At 66.6% G+C, this 19,657-nt stretch carries 8 protein-coding genes; 7 read left to right on the top strand and 1 reads right to left on the bottom strand.

Features of this window, described 5'->3' with window-relative positions; all coding sequences use genetic code 11:
- The first annotated feature begins 13 nt into the window (after positions 1–13).
- Complete coding sequence (locus AC3WMA_RS10485; protein ID WP_492285303.1) at positions 14–691, top strand: response regulator; 678 nt, start codon at positions 14–16, stop codon at positions 689–691.
- A gap of 24 nt (positions 692–715) precedes the next feature.
- On the opposite strand, the gene AC3WMA_RS10490 is transcribed toward AC3WMA_RS10485, so the two are convergent.
- On the bottom strand, positions 716–2,080 hold the full coding sequence (locus AC3WMA_RS10490) for a sensor histidine kinase (RefSeq protein WP_492285304.1): 1,365 nt from the start codon (positions 2,078–2,080) through the stop codon (positions 716–718).
- 311 nt (positions 2,081–2,391) lie between these two features.
- Between AC3WMA_RS10490 and AC3WMA_RS10495 the strand changes: the two genes are divergently transcribed.
- The 6 genes from AC3WMA_RS10495 to kdpA all read left to right on the top strand — a co-directional run bounded on the left by AC3WMA_RS10495 (position 2,392) and on the right by kdpA (position 19,656).
- A complete protein-coding gene (locus AC3WMA_RS10495; RefSeq protein ID WP_492285305.1) occupies positions 2,392–12,093 on the top strand; it encodes a peroxidase family protein in 9,702 nt (3,233 codons plus the stop codon).
- An 80-nt stretch (positions 12,094–12,173) separates the two neighbouring features.
- Positions 12,174–14,000 carry a type I secretion system permease/ATPase gene (locus tag AC3WMA_RS10500; protein WP_492285306.1) on the top strand — a complete coding sequence of 609 codons (1,827 nt, stop codon included), beginning with the start codon at positions 12,174–12,176 and terminating at the stop codon, positions 13,998–14,000.
- The gene (locus AC3WMA_RS10505) at positions 13,997–16,123 is read left to right on the top strand and encodes a calcium-binding protein (protein ID WP_492285307.1); all 2,127 of its coding nucleotides are present in this window, start codon (positions 13,997–13,999) and stop codon (positions 16,121–16,123) included. The genes AC3WMA_RS10500 and AC3WMA_RS10505 overlap by 4 nt, the downstream gene beginning before the upstream one ends.
- A 44-nt stretch (positions 16,124–16,167) precedes the next feature.
- A complete protein-coding gene (locus AC3WMA_RS10510; protein WP_492285308.1) occupies positions 16,168–17,514 on the top strand; it encodes an HlyD family type I secretion periplasmic adaptor subunit in 1,347 nt (448 codons plus the stop codon).
- A 319-nt stretch (positions 17,515–17,833) separates the two neighbouring features.
- Complete coding sequence (locus AC3WMA_RS10515; RefSeq protein WP_173044066.1) at positions 17,834–17,923, top strand: K(+)-transporting ATPase subunit F; 90 nt, start codon at positions 17,834–17,836, stop codon at positions 17,921–17,923.
- A 29-nt stretch (positions 17,924–17,952) separates the two neighbouring features.
- Positions 17,953–19,656: a potassium-transporting ATPase subunit KdpA gene (gene kdpA / locus AC3WMA_RS10520; RefSeq protein WP_492285309.1), complete on the top strand. Its 1,704-nt coding sequence runs from the start codon at positions 17,953–17,955 to the stop codon at positions 19,654–19,656.
- The last annotated feature ends 1 nt before the right edge of the window (position 19,657 follow it).

Here is a 19,657-nt window from a genome sequence, read left to right on the forward strand (position 1 = left end):
CGAGGATTGGAGCATGCAGGATAGTAGGGGCTCCCGCATCTCCATCGCGATCGTCGATGACCATCCGCTTCTGGCGGAAGGCATAGCGGCCGTTCTGGCGCGGCGCGAAAACTATATCGTTATCGAGACCGGCGTCAGTGCCGCGGATGTCGTCGGCATTCCCGGCAGGCGGGTGTGCGACGTCGTGATCGTCGACTTGAACATGCCCGGCGATGTCTTCGCCGCGATCGCCGACCTGCGCGACATCGCACCAGCCTGCCGCGTGGTGGTCTTCACCGCCTCGACCGAGACCGAGCATGCCGTCAAGGCGCTCGGGGCCGGGGCAGCCGGCTACGTGCTGAAGGGAAGCAGTGCCGGCGAGCTGATCGATGCGGTCGATGCCGCGCTGCGCGGCGAAGTCTACATCACGCCATCCTTCGCGGCGAAGGTGATCGGCGCCCTGAACAATAAGGCTGCGGAGAAGCAGGCGGTCATCAGCACGAAGCTGAGTGTCCGCGAGGAGCAGATCGTTCGCCTGCTGCTCTGCGGCAAGCAGAACCGCGAGATCGCACGCAGCCTCGATCTCAGCGAGAAGACGGTCAAAAGCTACATGACCAACCTGATGACCAAGCTCCACGCACGCAACCGGCTTGAGGTCGTCATCGCGGCACAGAAACTGAAGCCGACCGACTTCTCCTCCGCCGGCCGCTGAAACAGGCGCCGCCGCAGGTGCGGCTCACTCCACCTTCGTCCGCAGGGAGCGCCGGCGCACGGGCAGCAACACCGTGAGCAGCAAACCGCCCTGCGGCTGCTGCGTGATCGTCAGGCTGCCGCGCAAGGCCTTCACGCGGGTCTCAAGCCCCCGCAGGCCGAGGCGCGGCCGCTGCTGCGGCACGTCCGGCGGTGCTGCCTCGCCTCCCGGCCCGTCGTCCGAAACCATGATCTCCAGCGTCTCGGCGGCAAAGCGGGTCGCGACATGCTGGCCACGGCCCCGCGCATGCTTGTAGGCGTTCATCAGCGCCTCCTGGACGACGCGAAACGCGCAGAAGCGGATCGCTTCGGGCATCTGGTCCGGCAAGTCGCCGAGGCTGCGTGCAACGCCCGTTCCGGTCTGCTGCTCGTGCCGCTTGATCGCGGCCTCGATCGTATCGGATGGCGAGAGGTCGCGGATCTCGGGCAGAACCAGCCCGGCCGAGAGATTGCGCAGCTCGGCCAATGTCTGCTGGATCAGCCGCTCCAGCTGGCCTCGGAGTTCCGCCGGTTCGTCGGGAAGCCGCAGCATCAGCAGGCTCAGCATCTGGATGGGGCCGTCATGCAGGTCCGCGCCGATGCGGGCGAGGTAGATCTCGTTCGAGACGGCGGCATCGAGCCGGGCCCGATCGGCCGCGCGGCGCAGCATGTTGTTGCGTCTCGCCAGAGCCGACGCGCGCGCGAGATTGGCCTCCAGCTGCGTCTGCTGCGAACTGATGATGCGGCTGGCACGGCGGATCGTCAGGTAAAGCAGGAAGCCGATGATGATCGCGACATTGAGGATCAGGAACCAGGTCGCATAGCGCAGCTGCTGGATTTCGCGGTCGAGCGACAGGCTGACTTCGTAGAATTCGCCGAAGCCGAGGATCCTGCTCGTGCCCGGCTTGTAGATGGGAGCATAGGTTTCCAGCGAGCGCTGGCCGGGCTCCCCGTCGCCATGGCTGTCGCCATGCGGGGAGACGACGACCTGCCCCCTCGACAGCTGTTCGAGCCGCGACGGCTGAAGCTGCGCGCCCTCTTTGGCCTTGCCGGTGCTGTAGATCAGCTTTCCCGTCCGGCTCCAGATCTTGATCATCGTGACGCGCTGGCCGAGGCGGCTGTCGGTGACCTGCGCCTTGATCCTGTCCTTGCTGTCTTCCGACAATGTGTCGGCATGCTCGAGTTCGAGGACATGCGGGGCGAGGAAAGCCTGGAGATAATGGGCGCCGATCTCGGCCATGCCCTGTTCCCAGCCCATGCGGATGCGGCGCTCGACCCAGTATCCCAGGGTGAGCATCGACAACCCGACGACGAGCGAGGCGGCGATGGTGAAGCGGCGCTCCAGGCTTTGCGCAGCCCAGCGCGTCCGCAAGCCGTCCAGAAAGAGTACCGACCTTGGTCCGTATCCGAACCAGCCCAAGGTCGACGCAGCAGCCCTGTCTTTTGCCGCTGATTCTTCCTCGACCTTTCCATCTACCGCGCTTGGCATGGCTCAGGCACTCTGATGATTAACGAGTGGTTAAATCGGGGAACCGCCGCCGTCATTACACGCTGATTACGCAAGGCTCGATGCCTCTTGAAAGGCATCAATACAGTATCTTTCGTCGATTGTCTTCACGACATCGCTGCGGGAAATGATTTCCGCGGCCGGGTTTTTGCGCGTCGCTTTTGAGGATCACGGCTATGGTCAATATCGTCAGGCACGATCTCGAATTCATCCTGCGCCAGATCAAGATCGCCGAGGCGCATTCCGGCGGAACGGCGCTCGACCAGATCTATGTCAACGCGGCCGGCGATGTCGTCGCGCAGGGTACGCCGGGTGCAGTGCTGGCGATTAGCCACCCCCTCGCACCCTATGGCCTACGGACGGTCGATGGCAGCTACAACAACATGGTCGCGGGCCGCGACCAATGGGGCGCGGCCGACAATCCCTTCGCCCACCTGACCGACCCATCCTATCGCAACGACCTCGACGGTGACAGCATTCCTCTCGGCCAGAATGGCCCGCTCCTCACCAACACGAACTATGGTTCCTCCGGATCGGTCGTCGACGCCGACCCGCGGCTGATCTCGAACCTGATCGTTGACCAGACCCTGGACAACCCGGCGGCGATCTATGCCGCGCTGGTCTATGCCGGAGCTCCGCCTGCGTCGTACAAGACCGCGACCGAAGCCATCCACGCTGCGTTCGAGGCCGCCAAGACGAGCTACCTTGCCGCGCATCCCGGCTCGACGCCGGTACAGGTGATCGAGGGCGCCAGCCAGGCCGCCGCCGTGACGGCTCTGCTCGCGGCCCATGGCCTTGAGATGGAAGGCAGCACCATCGTGCTGCCGAACGTCGCGCCCGACGAGGGCCTCTCGGCCCCCTTCAATTCCTGGTTCACGCTGTTCGGCCAGTTCTTCGACCACGGTCTCGATCTCGTCGCCAAGCAGGGCGGTACGATCTACATCCCCCTGAGCCCGGACGACCCGCTCTACAACCCGGCCTCGCCCCAGACCAACTTCATGGTGCTGACGCGCACCACACCCGGCGCCGACAACCTGACGACGCCCTTCGTCGACCAGAACCAGACCTACAGCTCGACGGCGTCGAAGCAGCTGTTCATGCGCGAGTATGATTTCTCGACGGGCGTGCCGCTCGCGACCGGCAAGCTGCTCTCCGGCGAGAGCGGGCTCGCGACCTGGAAGGACGTCAAGGATCAGGCGAAACTGCTCGGCTTCGAGCTGACCGATGCCGATATCGGCAATATCCCGCTCTTTGCTGTGGACGAGTATGGCGAATTCGTGCGCGGCCCCAACAAGTTCCCGCAGATCGTGATGGGTCTGGGCGGGGACGGCGCCTTCGGCGGCGGGGATGATATCCTCGTCGAGGGCAATCCCCTCTTGCTCGTTCCCACGACCGGAGCGCTGCGCACCGGCCACGCCTTCATCGACGACATCGCCCACAACGCCGTCTTCAAGGGCCTCGTCGATCCCGACCGGAATCCCGGCACGCCCAATTCCGTGATGCAGCTACCCGACGAAGACGATGTCGCCGGCAACGCCATCATACCCAACGCCGCTGGCGTGGCTCTCACCTATGACGACGAACTGCTTGATGCGCATTACGTCACCGGTGACGGACGCGGCAACGAGAATATCGGCCTCTCTGCGGTCCACCACGTGTTCCATTCGGAACACAACCACATGGTCGAGCAGATCAAGCAGAAGGCACTCGAGGCGAACGACCTGGCCTTTCTGAATGAGTGGCTGCGCGTCGACGCGACCCAGCTTCCGACGAACCAGGGCGCGATCGCCGCCCTGCAATGGGACGGCGAGCGCCTGTTCCAGGCCGCCCGCTTCACGACCGAGATGCAGTACCAGCACCTCGTCTTCGAGGAGTTCGCCCGCAAGGTCCAGCCGGATATCGACGCCTTCGTCTTCAATCCCTCGACCGACATCAACCCGGCCATCTTCGCCGAGTTCGCGCATGTCATCTATCGCTTCGGCCATTCGATGCTGCGCGAGGATGTCGCCCAGACCTATGCCGACGGCACGACGGGCGACCTCGCCCTGTTCGACGCATTCCTGAACCCGCTCGCCTTCGGCGGCGTGCAGCGCGACGCGAACGGAACCCCGATCCTCGGCGCGAACGGTCAGCAGATCGTGCTCGACCACGACCAGGCCGCCGGCGCGATCGTGCGCGGCATGACCAGCCAGGTCGGCAACGAGATCGATGAATTCGTCACGCATGTCCTGCGCAACCAGCTCGTCGGCATCCCGCTCGACCTTGCCGCGATCAACATCGCCCGCGGCCGCGATACCGGCATCCCCTCGCTGAACGAGGCACGCGCGCAGTTCAAGACGATAGCCAATGGCGACAGCCAGCTCGACCCCTATACGAGCTGGACCGACTTCGCCCTCAACCTGAAGAACCCGGCCTCGATCGTGAACTTCGTCGCGGCCTATGGCACGCACCAGACGATCACGAGCGCGACGACATCCGACGCAAAGCGCGACGCGGCGATGAAGCTCGTCTTCGGCGACGCGTCGCTGAACGAGGCTGACCGGCAGGACTTCCTGAACGGCCGCGGGCAGTACGCCGCGAAGCTCGGTGGCCTGAACGACGTCGATCTCTGGGTCGGTGGCCTGGCCGAGAAGAAGATGCCCTTCGGCGGCATGCTCGGCTCGACCTTCTCCTTCGTGTTCGAGCTGCAGCTCGAGAACCTGCAGAACGGCGACCGCTTCTACTACCTGTCGCGCGTCCAGGGCCTGAACTTCCTCAACGAACTCGAGAACAACTCCTTCGCCAAGATGGTGCTGAACAACACCGATCTCGGCGCGACGGGCTACGCCCTGCCCGGTGACATCTTCTCGGTTCCCGACCACGTCATCTATATGGATGCGCGCGACCAGGTGAAGTTCGCGGTGCCCGAGGCCGTCCACGAGGACCCGTTCCTCCAGGCGCTCTCGGCCTTCGTCGAGCGCCGCGACGCCAACGGCAACCTGATCGAATACCAGCGCAACCCGGACGGCACCTTCGCCAAGGACGCCGCCGGCAACGCTGTGCTCGCAGTCGGCAGCCTCGGCATCGGACAGGTCGCGCGCTCCGTGCGCGTCAACACCGCCGACCATCTCCTGATCCAGGGCACGACGGGCGATGACATCATCGTCGCCGGCGGCGGCGACGACTCCGTCTGGGGCCGCGAAGGCAATGACCGGATCGAGGCCGGCTACGGCGTCGACAAGATCCATGGCGGCGCCGGCGACGATATCATCACCAATAGCGGCACCGATATCGGCGAAGTCGACATGCTGCATGGCGAGGCGGGTGACGATGTCATCCACGCCGGCAGCGGCCTGGCGCTGGTCTTCGGCAACGAGGGCAAGGACGTCCTGATCACCGGACCGGACGGCAAGGAAGCCTTCGGCGGGCTCGGCGATGACTTCATCCTCGGCGGCGAGGGCGGCGACTTCCTGCTCGGCAACGAGGGCAGCGACTGGATCGAGGGCGGCGGCGGCTTCGACACGACAGCCGGCGACAACTCCGAGCTGTTTTTCAACTCGACCATCATCGGTCACGACGTGATGTTCGCCGGCACCGACGAGAATGATTTCGACGCCGAATCCGGCGACGACATCATGGTCCAGGGCGAAAGCGTGATGCGCAGCGAGGGCATGCTCGGCTTCGACTGGGCGATCCACAAGGGCAACACGCAGGCCGCGGATTCCGACCTCCTCGTCCCGATCTTCACCACCGACCAGCAGGACATCCTGCGCGATCGCTTCGACGCGGTCGAAGCGCTCTCGGGCTGGAACAAGGACGACCGTCTCTGGGGCGACAACCGCGGCGACGCGGATGCCGAAGCGGCTCCAGACGGCCCACCGCTCGCGGGAGCCGAGAACACGATGGTCGGCCACGAGCTCGACCAGGCCGGCATCGCGCGCATCACGGACCTCGACAAGATCGTCACAACCGATCTTCTCCGGCAGGTCAACTACATGGCTGATGGTTCCGGCGACCAGAAGCTCGCCTTCGTCGGCGGCAATATCCTGCTCGGCGGCAAGGGCAGCGACACCATCGAGGGCCGCGGCGGTGACGATGTCATCGACGGCGACGCCTGGCTCAACGTCCGCATCAGCATCAAGGATACGGCCGGAAACCAGCTCGCCACCGTCGACAGCCTGACACAGACCCTCGACCTGCCGACAACGCACCCGTTCTACGGCCAGTGGAACGGCAAGGCGCTGAGCGAGCTGATGGTGAGCGGCGCCATCAAGCCGGTCCAGCTCAACATCGTGCGGGAGATCCTCGATTATGAGGATTCCGCTACCGCTGGCGTGGATGTCGACACCGCGGTCTTCGGCAGCAACATCGCCGAGTACGATATCGTGCGGGGAGCCGATGGAACGGTCACCGTCATCCATAGCCGCTTCGACGCGGGCACCAGCCTCACCCTCGTTTCCGACGGCAGCGACACGCTCAGGAACATCGAGAAGCTGCGCTTCGCGGACGGGACGGTCGATGTCGCGCTGGTCCTCGACCAGCCCTTCGACCGCCTGAACATCGTGGCCACCAACGGCGACATCGGCAGGTTCGACGCCGTGTTCACTGGCCTCGTCGCCGGGCGCCCGGTCACGGTGCAGTGGCAGGTCCTCGACGCCAACGGCACGTGGCGGAACGTGGTCGGGGCGGACGGGACCGTGGCCAACGCACCCGGTGGCCCGGCGGGCGACCGCTTTACCCCGTCGAACCCCAATGTCGAGATCCGAGCCGTCGCGACCTGGACCAGTACGCTCCCGAACATCCCGCCGACCCAGCGCACGCTGTCCGTCGAGACGGCCTTCATCGGCACGGCCGGGGACGACGACATGCCCGGATCGACGGCATCGAACGTGATCCTCGGCCTGGACGGCGACGACGACATCGAGGGCGATGCCGGCGTCGACACCATTGACGGCGGCGACGGAAACGACCGTATCGACGGTGGCGATGGCGACGACATCCTGATCGGCAACGACGGCGATGACATCCTGATCGGCAGGACGGGCGACAACAGGCTCCAGGGCGGGGCCGGCGACGACGAGCTCTCCGGCAGCCACGGCAACGACACCCTTGATGGTGATGGCGGCACCGACACGGCCGTCGTCTCCGGACCGGTCGAGGCCTACACCTTCGAGCGCACCGGCGCCGTCATCACGGTCACCGACAACCTGGGCGTGGAGGGCGACGGACGCGACACTCTCACGGAGGTCGAGCTGCTCCAGGTCGGCGAGACCGACGTCTACGCCATTGGTGCGGCCGGCACGGCCGCCGTGGACATCGTGGTCGGCACCGCGGCGGGCGAGACGCTCGCGGGTGGGGCGGGGAACGACCTCGTCTTCGCGGCGGGCGGGAACGACACCGTCACCTGGCGTCCCGGCGACGGGCGCGATTTCGTCGACGGCGGCGCCGGCAACGACATCTTCCGGGTGCTCGACGGCTCGCTTCCCGTCCAGCAGCTGGGGCTCGCCGCGGCGCGCGCCCAGTTCCCGGCCCTGAGCTTCCGCGACGACACGCAGACCGTGGTGGTCCGCGGAGGCATCGTCATCGCCGAGCTGAAGAACGTGGAGGCTGTACAGGTCAACATCCAGGCGACCGGGACCCCGATCGTCGTCGATCCGACCCCGACCAACGGGCTCGTGTCGCCGACCGAGGGCCTGTCCCTCAGCATCTCCACGGCCGGCATCGCGGACGCGAACGGCCTTGGGGCCTTCTCGTTCGGCTGGCAGGTCCTGGCAGCTGACGGCGTGACCTGGAACACCATCGCCGGCGCCACGGGGCAGAGCTTCACCCCGGGCCAGGCCCAGGTCGGCGCGGTCCTCAGGGCCCGCGTCAGCTTCACCGACGGCCAGGGCAACCCGGAGGAGGTGTTCTCCGCTCCCACCGGCGTGGTCGGAGACAATTTCACCGGCACGCCCCTGATCGGACTGAACTTCAACGGCACAGCCGGCGACGATATCGCCAACGGCGCCAACGCCGCGCTTCTCTCCAACGACACCATGAACGGGAACGGCGGCAACGACATCATCAACGGCCGCGCGGGCAATGACCAGATCACCCAGCTCAGCATCGACGGGCGTGACCGCGTCGACGGCGGCGCGGGCACCGACACCTACATCCTGAACGGCGTCGCCGCGGCGGAGACCTTCAGCATTTACGCGCTGACCGCCGGGCAGAACGCCAACCTTGCCACCACGCTCGGGACGACCTTCGCCGCGACGACGGAGATCGTGATCACCCGCACCGTCGGCGCGACGACCACGGTGGTGGCCGAGCTCGACAACATCGAGGAGATCACCGTCAACACGTTGAATGTCTCCGCCAACGACGGCGGCGGCCCGAACCAGGGGCCGGCCGGGAACGACACCGTCGCGGTGTTCGGCAACTTCACCAGCACCAGCCTGAACTTCAGTACCATCACCATTAACGGCGCCGTGGGCGACGACACCGTCAACATCTCGGCGCTGACCTCGGCCCACCGCATCGTCTTCCGTTCCAACGGCGGCAACGACACGATCGTCGGCACCCTGCGGCCACAGGACGTGATCGAGGTCCCAGCCGGCACCGGCCTTGCCAACTACGTCTCGACGGTGAACCCGAACGGCACCACGACGCTGTCCAACGGTACGCACTCGATCACCTACCTATCGAGCGGGACGCCGGTGATCCGCGAGGAAGCGGACCCGCCGCGCGGCGCCTTCGAGATCACCCCGCGCGATCTCGAGGGCCTCGAGAGGCTGGTCAATGGCCAATTGCCCTTCCCCGACGACGACGATGCCCAGGGTGCGCTTGGACCGCGCGAGGTCTCCGGACACGGCAACAACGAGGACAACCCGTCCTCCGGACAGGCCGACACGCCCTTCATCCGGCTCACCGATGCGCGCTACGGCGCGGCCGACGCGGCGATCGGCAATCGTGGCCTCAACCCGATCTATGACGGGCTCGATCCCCGGGCCATCTCGAACATCCTGGGGGCGCAAGAGGCAGGCCTGCCGCATGCCGGCAACGACGCCAACATCTTCTTCATGGCGTTCGGCCAATATGTCGATCACGGCCTCGACTTCCTGCCGAAGAGCGCCGCCAACGGCACGATTCAGATCGGCGCGCCCGGCACCGGCCACCCCGGCCAGGGCAATCCGGCCGACCTGACCCGTGGCGAGGTCTACGCCACCGAGGGCGGCGTGCCGCAACACCTCAACAAGACCTCGGCCTATGTCGACCAGAACCAGGCCTATGGCTCGCACAACCTCGTCACGCAGTTCCTGCGCGAAGGCGATGGCAATGGCGGCCTGACCTCGCATCTGCTGAAGGGAGCGCCCGACCCGTCGAACCCGACCTTCAGCCTGCTGCCGACGCTGCGCGAGGCGATCCAGCATCACTGGGTCAACAACACGGTCTTCCACGACCCGTCCCTGCCCGGCGGCCAGATCGCTTTCCGCGACTATTTCGTCGGACTTGTCGATGGCGGCGGCGCCATCAACCCGGCCATGATCCAGTCGGTGTCGTCCAACTTCATGGGTTCGGGTCAGGCCCTGCTGCTCGACAGCAATCCCTTCATCAGCCTGCTCGACCACTATGTCGCCGGCGATGGTCGTACCAATGAGAACTTCGCGCTGACCTCGATGCACACGATCTGGGCGCGGAACCACAATTTCCACGCCCAACAGCTCGAGGCCGCCGGGTTCGAGGGCACGGAGCAGGAGCTCTTCGACGCGGCCAAGATCATCAACGAAGCCGAATACCAGCGTGTCGTGTTCAACGAATACGCCGACACCCTGCTCGGCGGATTGCGGTCCCGCGACGGCGGCGGCGGCGACCACGGCCATGACGGCTACAATGCCGATGCCGATGCCGGCGTCAGCCACGAGTTCGCCGCGGCGGCCTTCCGCTTCGGCCACTCGCTGATCGGCCAGACCCTGACGGTGATGGACGCCAACGGGCAGCCCAAGCAGGTCAGCCTCGTCGACGCCTTCCTGAACCCGACCAACGCCGCCTCTGCCTTCCCGAACCCGCTGCCTCCCGGCTACGTGCCGCAGCCCGGCTACGCGCAATATGGCGTCGGCGCGATCCTGCAGGGGGTTGCGGGGCAGCCGGCCGAGGATGTCGACTTCAACATCGTCGACGCGGTCCGCAACGACCTCGTCCGCATCCAGGCGGATCTGTTCTCCTTCAACCTGGCCCGCGGCCGCGATGTCGGCCTGGGAACGCTGAACCAGATCCGCAACGACCTCGCGACCTCGACGAACTCCTATGTTCGGGAAGCGGTCGGGTTCGCAGGCAACATGTCGGCCTACCAGTCCTGGGAAGACTTCCAGCAGCGCAACGGCCTGAGCAACGCGGTCATCGCGCAGTTCAAGCAGGCCTATCCCGACCTCGTGCTCGACACGCCGGCGAAGCTCGCAGCCTTCGTCGCCGCCAACCCGGACATCCAGCTCGTCAACGGCAACACCGTGAAGGGCATCGACCGGGTCGACTTCTGGCTGGGCGGCCTCGCCGAGCAGCACGTCAATGGCGGCATCGTCGGCCAGACCTTCTGGGTCGTCCTGCACGAGCAGTTCGACCGCCTGCAGGAAGCCGATCGCTTCTACTACAAGGATCGTCTCGAGGCCTTCGACTTCTACGACGCCTTCATCGACGGCCAGGAGTTCTCCGACATCGTCGCCCGCAATACCGGCCTGACCGATCTGGCCGAGCATATCTTCGAGGTGGATGACGAGGATGACGCCGGCAATGGCGGCGAGGATGACGACGAGGACGATGAGGACGACGACGACACGCCGACCAATCCCGGCGATGACGACGAAGACGAGGATGACGACGACGAAGACGATGAGGATAACGACGAAGACGATGAGGATGACGATGAGGACGATGATGATCCGTCCTGCGGCTGCGACGATGATGACGAGGACGATGACGGCCCCGGCACGCCGGCGCCCAATCCGAACCCATCGACCGGCGGCGCTCTGCGCACCGGCACGGCCGCAGCGGACGTCCTGATCGGCACGGCCAATGCCGACAACCTCATCGGCCTGGCCGGCGACGACACCCTGATCGGTGATGCCGGTGCCGACGCGATCTCGGCTGGCGAGGGAGCGGACTTCATCGATGCCGGCGACGGGCGTGACGTCGTCTTCGCCGGAGCTGGCGACGATCAGGTCTTCGGCGGCGGCGGGGTCGACATGCTCTACGGCGAGGCCGGCAACGACCGGATCTTCGGCGGAGCGGGCAACGACCTGATCGATGCCGGCGCCGGCAACGACACGGTGGTTGCAGGCGGCGGCGACGACCGCATCATCGCGGCGACTGGCGACGGTGACGACACCTACTTTGGCGACGAGATCGACGGCGGAAACGGCACCGACACGCTCGATTTCGCGGCGATCACGGCAAACCTCACCGTCGATCTCGGCAACGGCCTCGGCGGGCGCGGCAGCGCGGCGAGCAGCCAGAGCGGCACCGACACGTTGTGGAGCATCGAGAATGTCGCGACCGGCTCCGGCAGCGACGTGATCACGTCAAGCGACGCGGTGAACGTGATGGAGGGCGGCACCGGCAACGACACCTTCCGCTTCCTCAGCACGGTGGGCGCGGATGGCGACACGATCCTCGACTTCCAGCCGGGCGATCGCCTCGACCTCAGCGCCATCGACGCGGATGCAAGCCAGGCCGGCAACCAGAGCTTCACTCTGGCCAATGGCGGAAGCTTCACCACCACGGCGCAGCTCACGGTCACCTACGAGACCCGGGCCGATGGCGAGTACACGATCGTCAAGGGCAACGTCGATGCGGCGACGGATGCCGAGTTCCAGATCAACCTGAAGGGCAGTCACAACCTGACGCCCAACAGCTTCATCGTCTGATCGAACCGGCAGCGGGTGGGCGGACCGAGGGGGCCGCCCACCCGATCCCTCTCCATCACCAGCATTTTACGGGGGCCAGAATGGCACCGTCCAAGACGCTTCTCTCCGCCCGCAAGCGTGATGCCGCCCGGCTGACGCGCGGCTTGCGCGGCATCGCCATCTTCCTGTTCGTCGTCTCCGGCCTCATCAACCTGCTGGCCCTGACCGGCTCGTTCTACATGATGCAGGTCTATGACCGCGCCCTGACGAGCGGCAGCATCCAGACCCTGGCGGCGCTCTCGGCGCTCGCCATCGGGCTCTATCTCTTCCAGGGATGCTTCGACGTCATCCGCTCGCAGGTGCTGGTTCGCGTCGGCGCGCGCTTCGACGACCAGATCGCGCCGATTGCGCATCGCGTCACCATTGACATGCCGCGCCTGGGCTTCTCGACGGCGGAGGCGATGGAGCGCGGCCGCGACGTCGATACCGTCCGCAGCTTCCTCGGCGGCCAGGGCCCCGGCGCTCTGTTCGACCTCCCCTGGATCCCGCTCTATCTCGCCTTCGTCTATTTCCTGCACCCGTGGCTCGGCGGGCTGACGCTCGCCGGCGCAGTCGTGCTCACCGTGCTGACGCTGCTCAGCGAGATCCTGACCCGCCGCATCAACCGCGAGACGCGGCAGGCGGCCGTCGCGCGCGGCGCCATCGCCGACAGCAACGCCCGCAACGCCGAGGTGCTGAAGGCGATGGGCTTCGCGCCGCGCGCCGTCGCGCGCTTCGACGAGGTCAATCGCGAGCATCTCGCCCTTCAGACCCGTTCCAGCGATCTCGGCGGCACCTTCGGCGCGATCTCGCGCGTGCTGCGCATGATCCTGCAATCGGCGACGCTGGGGCTCGGCGCCTATCTCACCATCAAGGGCGAGCTTTCGGCCGGCGCGATCATCGCCGCGTCCGTCGCATCCTCCCGCGCGCTGGCGCCGGTCGACCAGGCGATCGCCAACTGGAAGCCCTTCGTCGCGGCGCGCATGGCGTTCCAGCGCCTGCGCGAGACGATGACCGCGCTGAGCAAGGCGGTCGAGCCGATGGAGCTGCCGGCGCCATGCCGATCGCTGAAGATCGACAAGATCACCGTCGCCGCGCCGGGCAGCGGCCAGGTGCTGCTGAGCGACGCGAGCTTCGACGTTCAGGCAGGCAAGGCGGTCGGCATCATCGGGCCGAGCGGCGGCGGCAAGACCACGCTCGTGCGGGCGATCACCGGCATCTGGCCGATCCTGCGCGGCGCCGTCCGGCTCGATGGCGCGGAGCTGGAGCAATGGCCGGAAGAGACCATCGGCCACCATCTCGGCTATCTGCCGCAGGAGGTCGCGCTGCTCGACGCCACGGTCGAGGAGAACATCTCGCGCCTGGCCGAGACGTCCGATCCCGCCAAGGTCGTCGAGGCGGCGGCCGCCGCCGGCATCCACGAGATGATCCTGCGGCTGCCGCTGGGCTACAAGACCCAGCTCGGGCCGCAGGGCACGGCCCTCTCCGCCGGCCAGCGCCAGCGGATCGGCCTGGCACGGGCGCTCTACGGCAATCCCTTTCTCGTCGTCATGGACGAGCCGAACTCCAATCTCGACGGCGAGGGAGAAGCCGCGCTCACGACCGCGATCGAGCAGGTCAAGGCGCGCGGCGGCATCGTCCTCATCGTCGCGCATCGCCCCAGCGCGCTGCAGGCGGTCGATGATGTCGGTCTGATCCAGGGCGGCAAGCTCGTCGCCTTCGGCCCGCGCGACAAGATCCTCGCGCCCGCCCAGCAGCGAGCCGCCCCGGTTCCCAGCGCGCCGGCCGCGGCTTCGCCCGCTCCCGAAAGCGAACGAACTGTTTCCATGCCACGGGCCGTCGGTCTCGGCGAACATCCGGCTGTCCTTCACGCACGGGTGCCGGCATGATCACGATCAAGGCAGCCAAGCCTGCAGAGCCCCAGCTTCCCGACGCCGCCCAGATCTATCGCAAGGCGGACGAACCCGCGTCGGCGCCACGCTGGCCGGGCGTGTTCGCCCTCGCCTTCACGGCGGTCGTGCTCTACCTCAAAAGCCTGTTCCCCGGCCAGGCGAAGACCGATGCGTCGGCGCCCCCCGCCGCAGAGGATACCGCCCAGGCCGGGGAAGCCTCCCGCAAGCCAAATGTCGCCGAAGGCGAGGATCAACGGACGGACGCGGAGAAGGATGTCGACGAAACCGGTTCGGTGAACAAGGAGCCGGCCGCGGCCAAGGCCATCGGCACGGGAGGCCCCGGCCCTGGCGTTCAGGGGCTGCCGGATTTCCTCAATATCGACTCGCGGCTGATCGACTACGAACAGCTGCCCTTGCCCCGCTACACCTCGCCGATCTTCGAGGCCGGGCTGGGCTTCTCGGCCAATAACGACAATGGCGGCCGCGGCTTTTCCTTCACCGCGGTCTCGGGCGGCGCCTCCGACGGCGGCGGCTCGTCGACGGGTTCCGGCCCAGGCGGCGGGACTGGGCCCGGTGGCCCGGGCGACGACGATGACGACGAAACGCCGGAAGAGCCGCGCAACCGCGCCCCGCGCGTTTCCGGTCCCGTCCAGCTCGTCGATATCGGTGGCTGCCAGACGCTGATGATCGCCAGCCTCGCCTTGCTGGCTGGCGCGACCGATGCCGATGCCGACCCGCTCTCCATCGTCGGGGTCCAGGTATCCCATGGTCAATTGACCGCGACCGAGGGCGGCTGGGTCTTCAAGCCGCAGAGCGGCTGGTACGGCACGGTGACGCTGACCTACTGGATCAGCGACGGCGAGGCTCTCGTGCGCCAGACGGCGACGCTGCGCGTGCTGGAATTCCTCGACGTCACCGGCACGACCGGCGACGACATGCTGCTCGGCAGCGAATGTAACGACCGGATCGCGGGCCTCGGCGGCGACGACGTGGTCGATGCGCGCGGCGGCAACGACATCGTCGTGACCGGCGCCGGCGACGACCACATCGTCGGCGGGGCCGGCAACGACCAGATCGACGCTGGCGCGGGCAACGACATCGTCTTCGGCGGCGCCGGTAACGACGTCATCCGTGGCGGTGCCGGCAATGACCGCCTGTATGGCGGCGACGGCAACGATACGATCTACGGCGAGGCCGGCGACGACGTCATCGACGCTGGCCCGGGCAACGATATCGTCGACGCCGGCCCGGGGAATGATGTCATCGATGCCGGGCCTGGCGACAACATCATCGATGCGGGTGACGGCGACGATATCGTCAAGGCCGGCGACGACGACAACACCGTGCTCGCAGGCAAGGGCGATGACCATGTGACACTGGGCGCGGGCAATGATGTCGTCGAGGCCGGCGCTGGCAATGACCATCTCAAGGCCGGTGCCGGCGCTGACCGTGTCTTCGGCGAGGAGGGCTGTGACGAGCTGTACGGCGAGGCCGGCAATGACGTGCTCGACGGCGGCGCCGACAGCGATCGCGTCTTTGGCGGCGAGGGCAACGACTGGATCATGGCGACGAGCGATGCCGCGGCCGACTGCTACGATGGCGGCGAGGGGCAGGACACGCTCGACCTCTCGGCGACCGAGCATGGCGTCACCGTCGACCTGAAGCGCGGCAAGGCCGTCGGCATCGAGATCGGTGAGGACACCGTGATCGATTTCGAGGCCATTCTCGGCGGTAGCGGCGATGATTGCATCATCGTCGGAGAGAAGGCCACGGCGCTCACCGGCGGCGGCGGCGATGACCGTTTCGTCTTCGCCGTGAGCGACGACGCACCCCGGACCGATGACCTCGTTCACCAGATCCTCGACCTCGAGGCCGGTGACCGCATCGTGATCAAGCAGTACCAGCTCCGCTCCGGCGACGACGAAGGCAATGGCGACCAACAAGCCGGCGACGGCTTCGAGCAGGCCTATGGCGATGGCGGCAACGACCGCCCCTTCCGCTTTCGCATCGAGAAGATCGGCGAGAACGAGCGCACCTATGTCGACGTCTATGTCGAGGAGGCTGACGCGACGGATTTCTCGATCGAAATCTACGGCAACCACAAGCTCTATTACGCCTGAGGCAAGGACCGACCGCCTGAACGGCCGGCAAGGGGACAATGCCGATGAACGCCCATAACCACGATTTCGCCGCCGCTTCGGCGAAAGCAGCCAAAAAGGCCCGGGCCCGCCAGGCGAACTTCAGCCTGCGTGGCCATGTCGTCACTGGCGCCGCCATCGCCCTGCTGCTGGTCCTCGGCTTCGGCGGCTGGGCAGCAAATGCCGCGCTGAATGGCGCCGTCGTCACGCAGGGCGCCGTCAAGATCGACCAGAACCTCAAGGAGGTGCAGCACCGCGACGGCGGCATCGTCCAGTCGATCGCCGTCCGCCAGGGCGACCGCGTCGAGGAAGGTCAGGTGCTCTTCCGGCTCGACGATGTCCAGACGAGGGCCGAACTGTCGATCATCCGCTCCCAGCTCGCCGAGAATCTCGGCCGCAAGGCCAGACTCATCGCCGAACGCGACAATCTGGCGAGCATCACCTTTCCGTCCGAGATCGCGACGCTTTCCGACGAGGTCGACCATATCCGCGAGGGCGAGGCCCGCCTCTTCACCGGCAACAAGGCCAATCGCGACAGCCGCAAGGAGCAGCTGGAGATTTCGATCGTCCAGTCGGGCGAGGAGATCCGCGGGCTGGAATCGCGGCAGGTCGCGAAGGTCGAGGAACTCAGGCTCGTCGATCTCGAGCGCGCCAAATATCTCAGCCTCTTCCAGAAGGGCTTCATCGACGGCGTCAAAGTCTTCAACATCAACCGCGAATGGGCGCGGCTGCTGGGCGAGCGCGGCGAGATCGATGCGACGCTTGCGCGTGCGAAGCTGCGCATCAGCGACGCCCGCCTCCAGATCATCGCGATCGACGAGACGGCCCGCACCGAGGCGCAGCGCGAATTGCGCCAGGTCGAGGCCAAGGTCTCCGAGCTGAGCGACCGCCGTATCGCCAACGAGGACCGGCTTGCGCGCATGGAAATCCGCGCGCCGATCGCAGGCACGGTCAACGAGCTGATGATCTTCACCGTCGGCGGTGTCATCACCCCCGCGGCACGGCTGGCCACGATCGTGCCGCAGAGCGCGAAACTGGTCGTCGAAGTCCGCATCGCGCCCAACGACATCGATCAGATCCAAGTCGGGCAGACCGCGCGGATGCGCTTCTCCGCCTTCAACCGCAACACGACGCCCGAGGTCTCCGGCAAGCTGGCCCATATCTCGCCGGCGACCTCGAAGGACCCCGTCAGCGGCCAGAATTTCTATGTCGGCGAGGTCCAGATCGAGGACGCCGCCATCGCGCTCGGCGAGCGTCGCCTGCTGCCGGGCATGCCCGTCGAAGTCTTCATCTCGACCGACGAGCGCACCGCGCTGTCCTATCTCGTCAAGCCGCTGATGGACCACGCGGAGCGCGTCTTCCGCGAACGCTAGGACGTTTCGGACAAGCCCCAGACCAAGCCGCCCGGTCGCTGCGCCCAGCGACCGGGCGAATTCCTATAAAATTCCTATTTTGCGACGCCGCCCGCCGTCTCGAACGGCTATGCCGCCAGCACGATAATCCCAGCCATGGTCGATCTGCTCGCGTCCTCGCCTTCCGCAGGAAGGTGGGACCGCGCGCGTCGGCCCATCGGTAACGCCCGGTCGAAAGGACCTCGGCAATGGATATCGCCATGCTCGCGCTCGGTCTCGGCTTCTTCGCGGCAGCCCTCGCCTATGTCTCGGCCTGCAACGCGCTCTGAAGGAGCCCCCCATGTTCGTCGATTATCTCCTCGGCGGCGCGGTGACCGCGGTCCTGCTCGTCTATCTCACCTATGCGCTGCTGCGCCCCGAGCGCTTCTGAGCGCCGGCGCAAGCTGAGAAAGCCTTCCCATGACACTCTACGGCTGGATCCAGATCCTCCTCTTCTGCGCGATCGTGCTCGCCTTGGTGAAGCCGCTCGGCAGCTACATGACGCGCGTCTTCAAGGGCGAGCACACCTTCCTCTCTCCCGTGCTCGCGCCGGTCGAGCGCGGGCTCTATGCGCTCGCCGGCACGCATGAGCGCGAGGAGCAGCACTGGAGCGGCTATGCGGCCGCGCTGCTGCTGTTCAACCTCGCCGGCCTGCTGCTGCTCTACGGGCTGCAGCGCTTCCAGGGCCTGCTGCCGCTGAACCCGGACGGCATGGGCGCGGTTACGCCCGACCTCGCCTTCAACACGGCGGTCAGCTTCGTCACCAACACGAACTGGCAAAGCTATGGCGGCGAGAGCACGATGTCCTACCTGACGCAGATGCTCGGCCTGACCGTGCAGAACTTCGTCTCGGGCGCGACCGGCATCGCCATCGCCGTCGCGCTGATCCGTGGTTTCGCGCGCGCATCGGCCAAGTCGGTCGGCAGCTTCTGGGTCGACCTGACCCGTGCGACGCTCTACGTCCTGCTGCCGCTCTGCATCCTGCTGACGCTGGCCTATGTCGCGCTCGGCGTCCCGCAGACGCTCGATCCCTCGGTGACGGCGACGACGCTCGAAGGCGCGCAGCAGACCATCGCTCGCGGCCCGGTCGCCTCCCAGCTCGCGATCAAGATGCTCGGCACCAATGGCGGCGGCTTCTTCAACGCCAACTCGGCCCATCCCTTCGAGAACCCCGACGCCATCTCGAACCTGATCCAGATGGTCTCGATCTTCGCGATCGGCGCCGCGCTGACCAACGTCTTCGGCCGGATGGTCGGCAACGAGCGGCAGGGCTGGGCGATCCTCTCGGCCATGGGCGTGATGTTCATCGCCGGCATTGCCGTCTGCTACTGGGCGGAGGCCGCCGGCAATCCGCTGGTCCAGGGGCTCGGCCTTCAGGGCGGCAATCTCGAGGGCAAGGAGATGCGCTTCGGCATCCCGCTTTCCGCCCTCTTCGCCGTCGTCACCACGGCGGCCTCCTGCGGCGCGGTCAACGCCATGCATGGCAGCTTCACCGCGCTCGGCGGGCTGATCCCGCTGATCAACATGGAGCTCGGTGAGGTCATCGTCGGCGGCGTCGGCGCCGGCTTCTACGGCATCGTGCTCTTCGTCGTGCTGGCGATCTTCGTCGCCGGCCTGATGGTCGGCCGCACGCCGGAATATCTCGGCAAGAAGATCGAGGCGCGCGAGGTCAAGATGGCGATGCTCGCCATCCTCTGCCTGCCGGTCGGCATGCTGGTCTTCACCGCGATCGCGGTCGTGCTGCCCGGGGCGGTGGCCTCCGCCGGCAATAGCGGTCCGCACGGCTTCTCCGAGATCCTCTATGCCTATACCTCGGCGGCGGCGAACAATGGCTCGGCCTTCGCCAGCCTCTCGGCCAACACGCTCTGGTACAACACCACGCTCGGCATCACGATGCTGGTCGGCCGCTTCCTGGTCATCATCCCGGCGCTCGCCATCGCGGGATCGCTTGCCGCGAAGAAGTCCGTGCCCGCCTCGGCCGGCACCTTCCCCACAGACGGCCCGCTCTTCGTCGGCCTGCTCGTCGGCGTCATCCTGATCGTCGGCGGCCTGACCTTCTTCCCCGCGCTTGCCGTCGGCCCGATCGTCGAGCATCTCGCGATGCTCGCCGGCCAAAGCTTCTGAG

It is taken from the genome of Allobosea sp. FW305-C-101 (genome assembly GCF_058783685.1).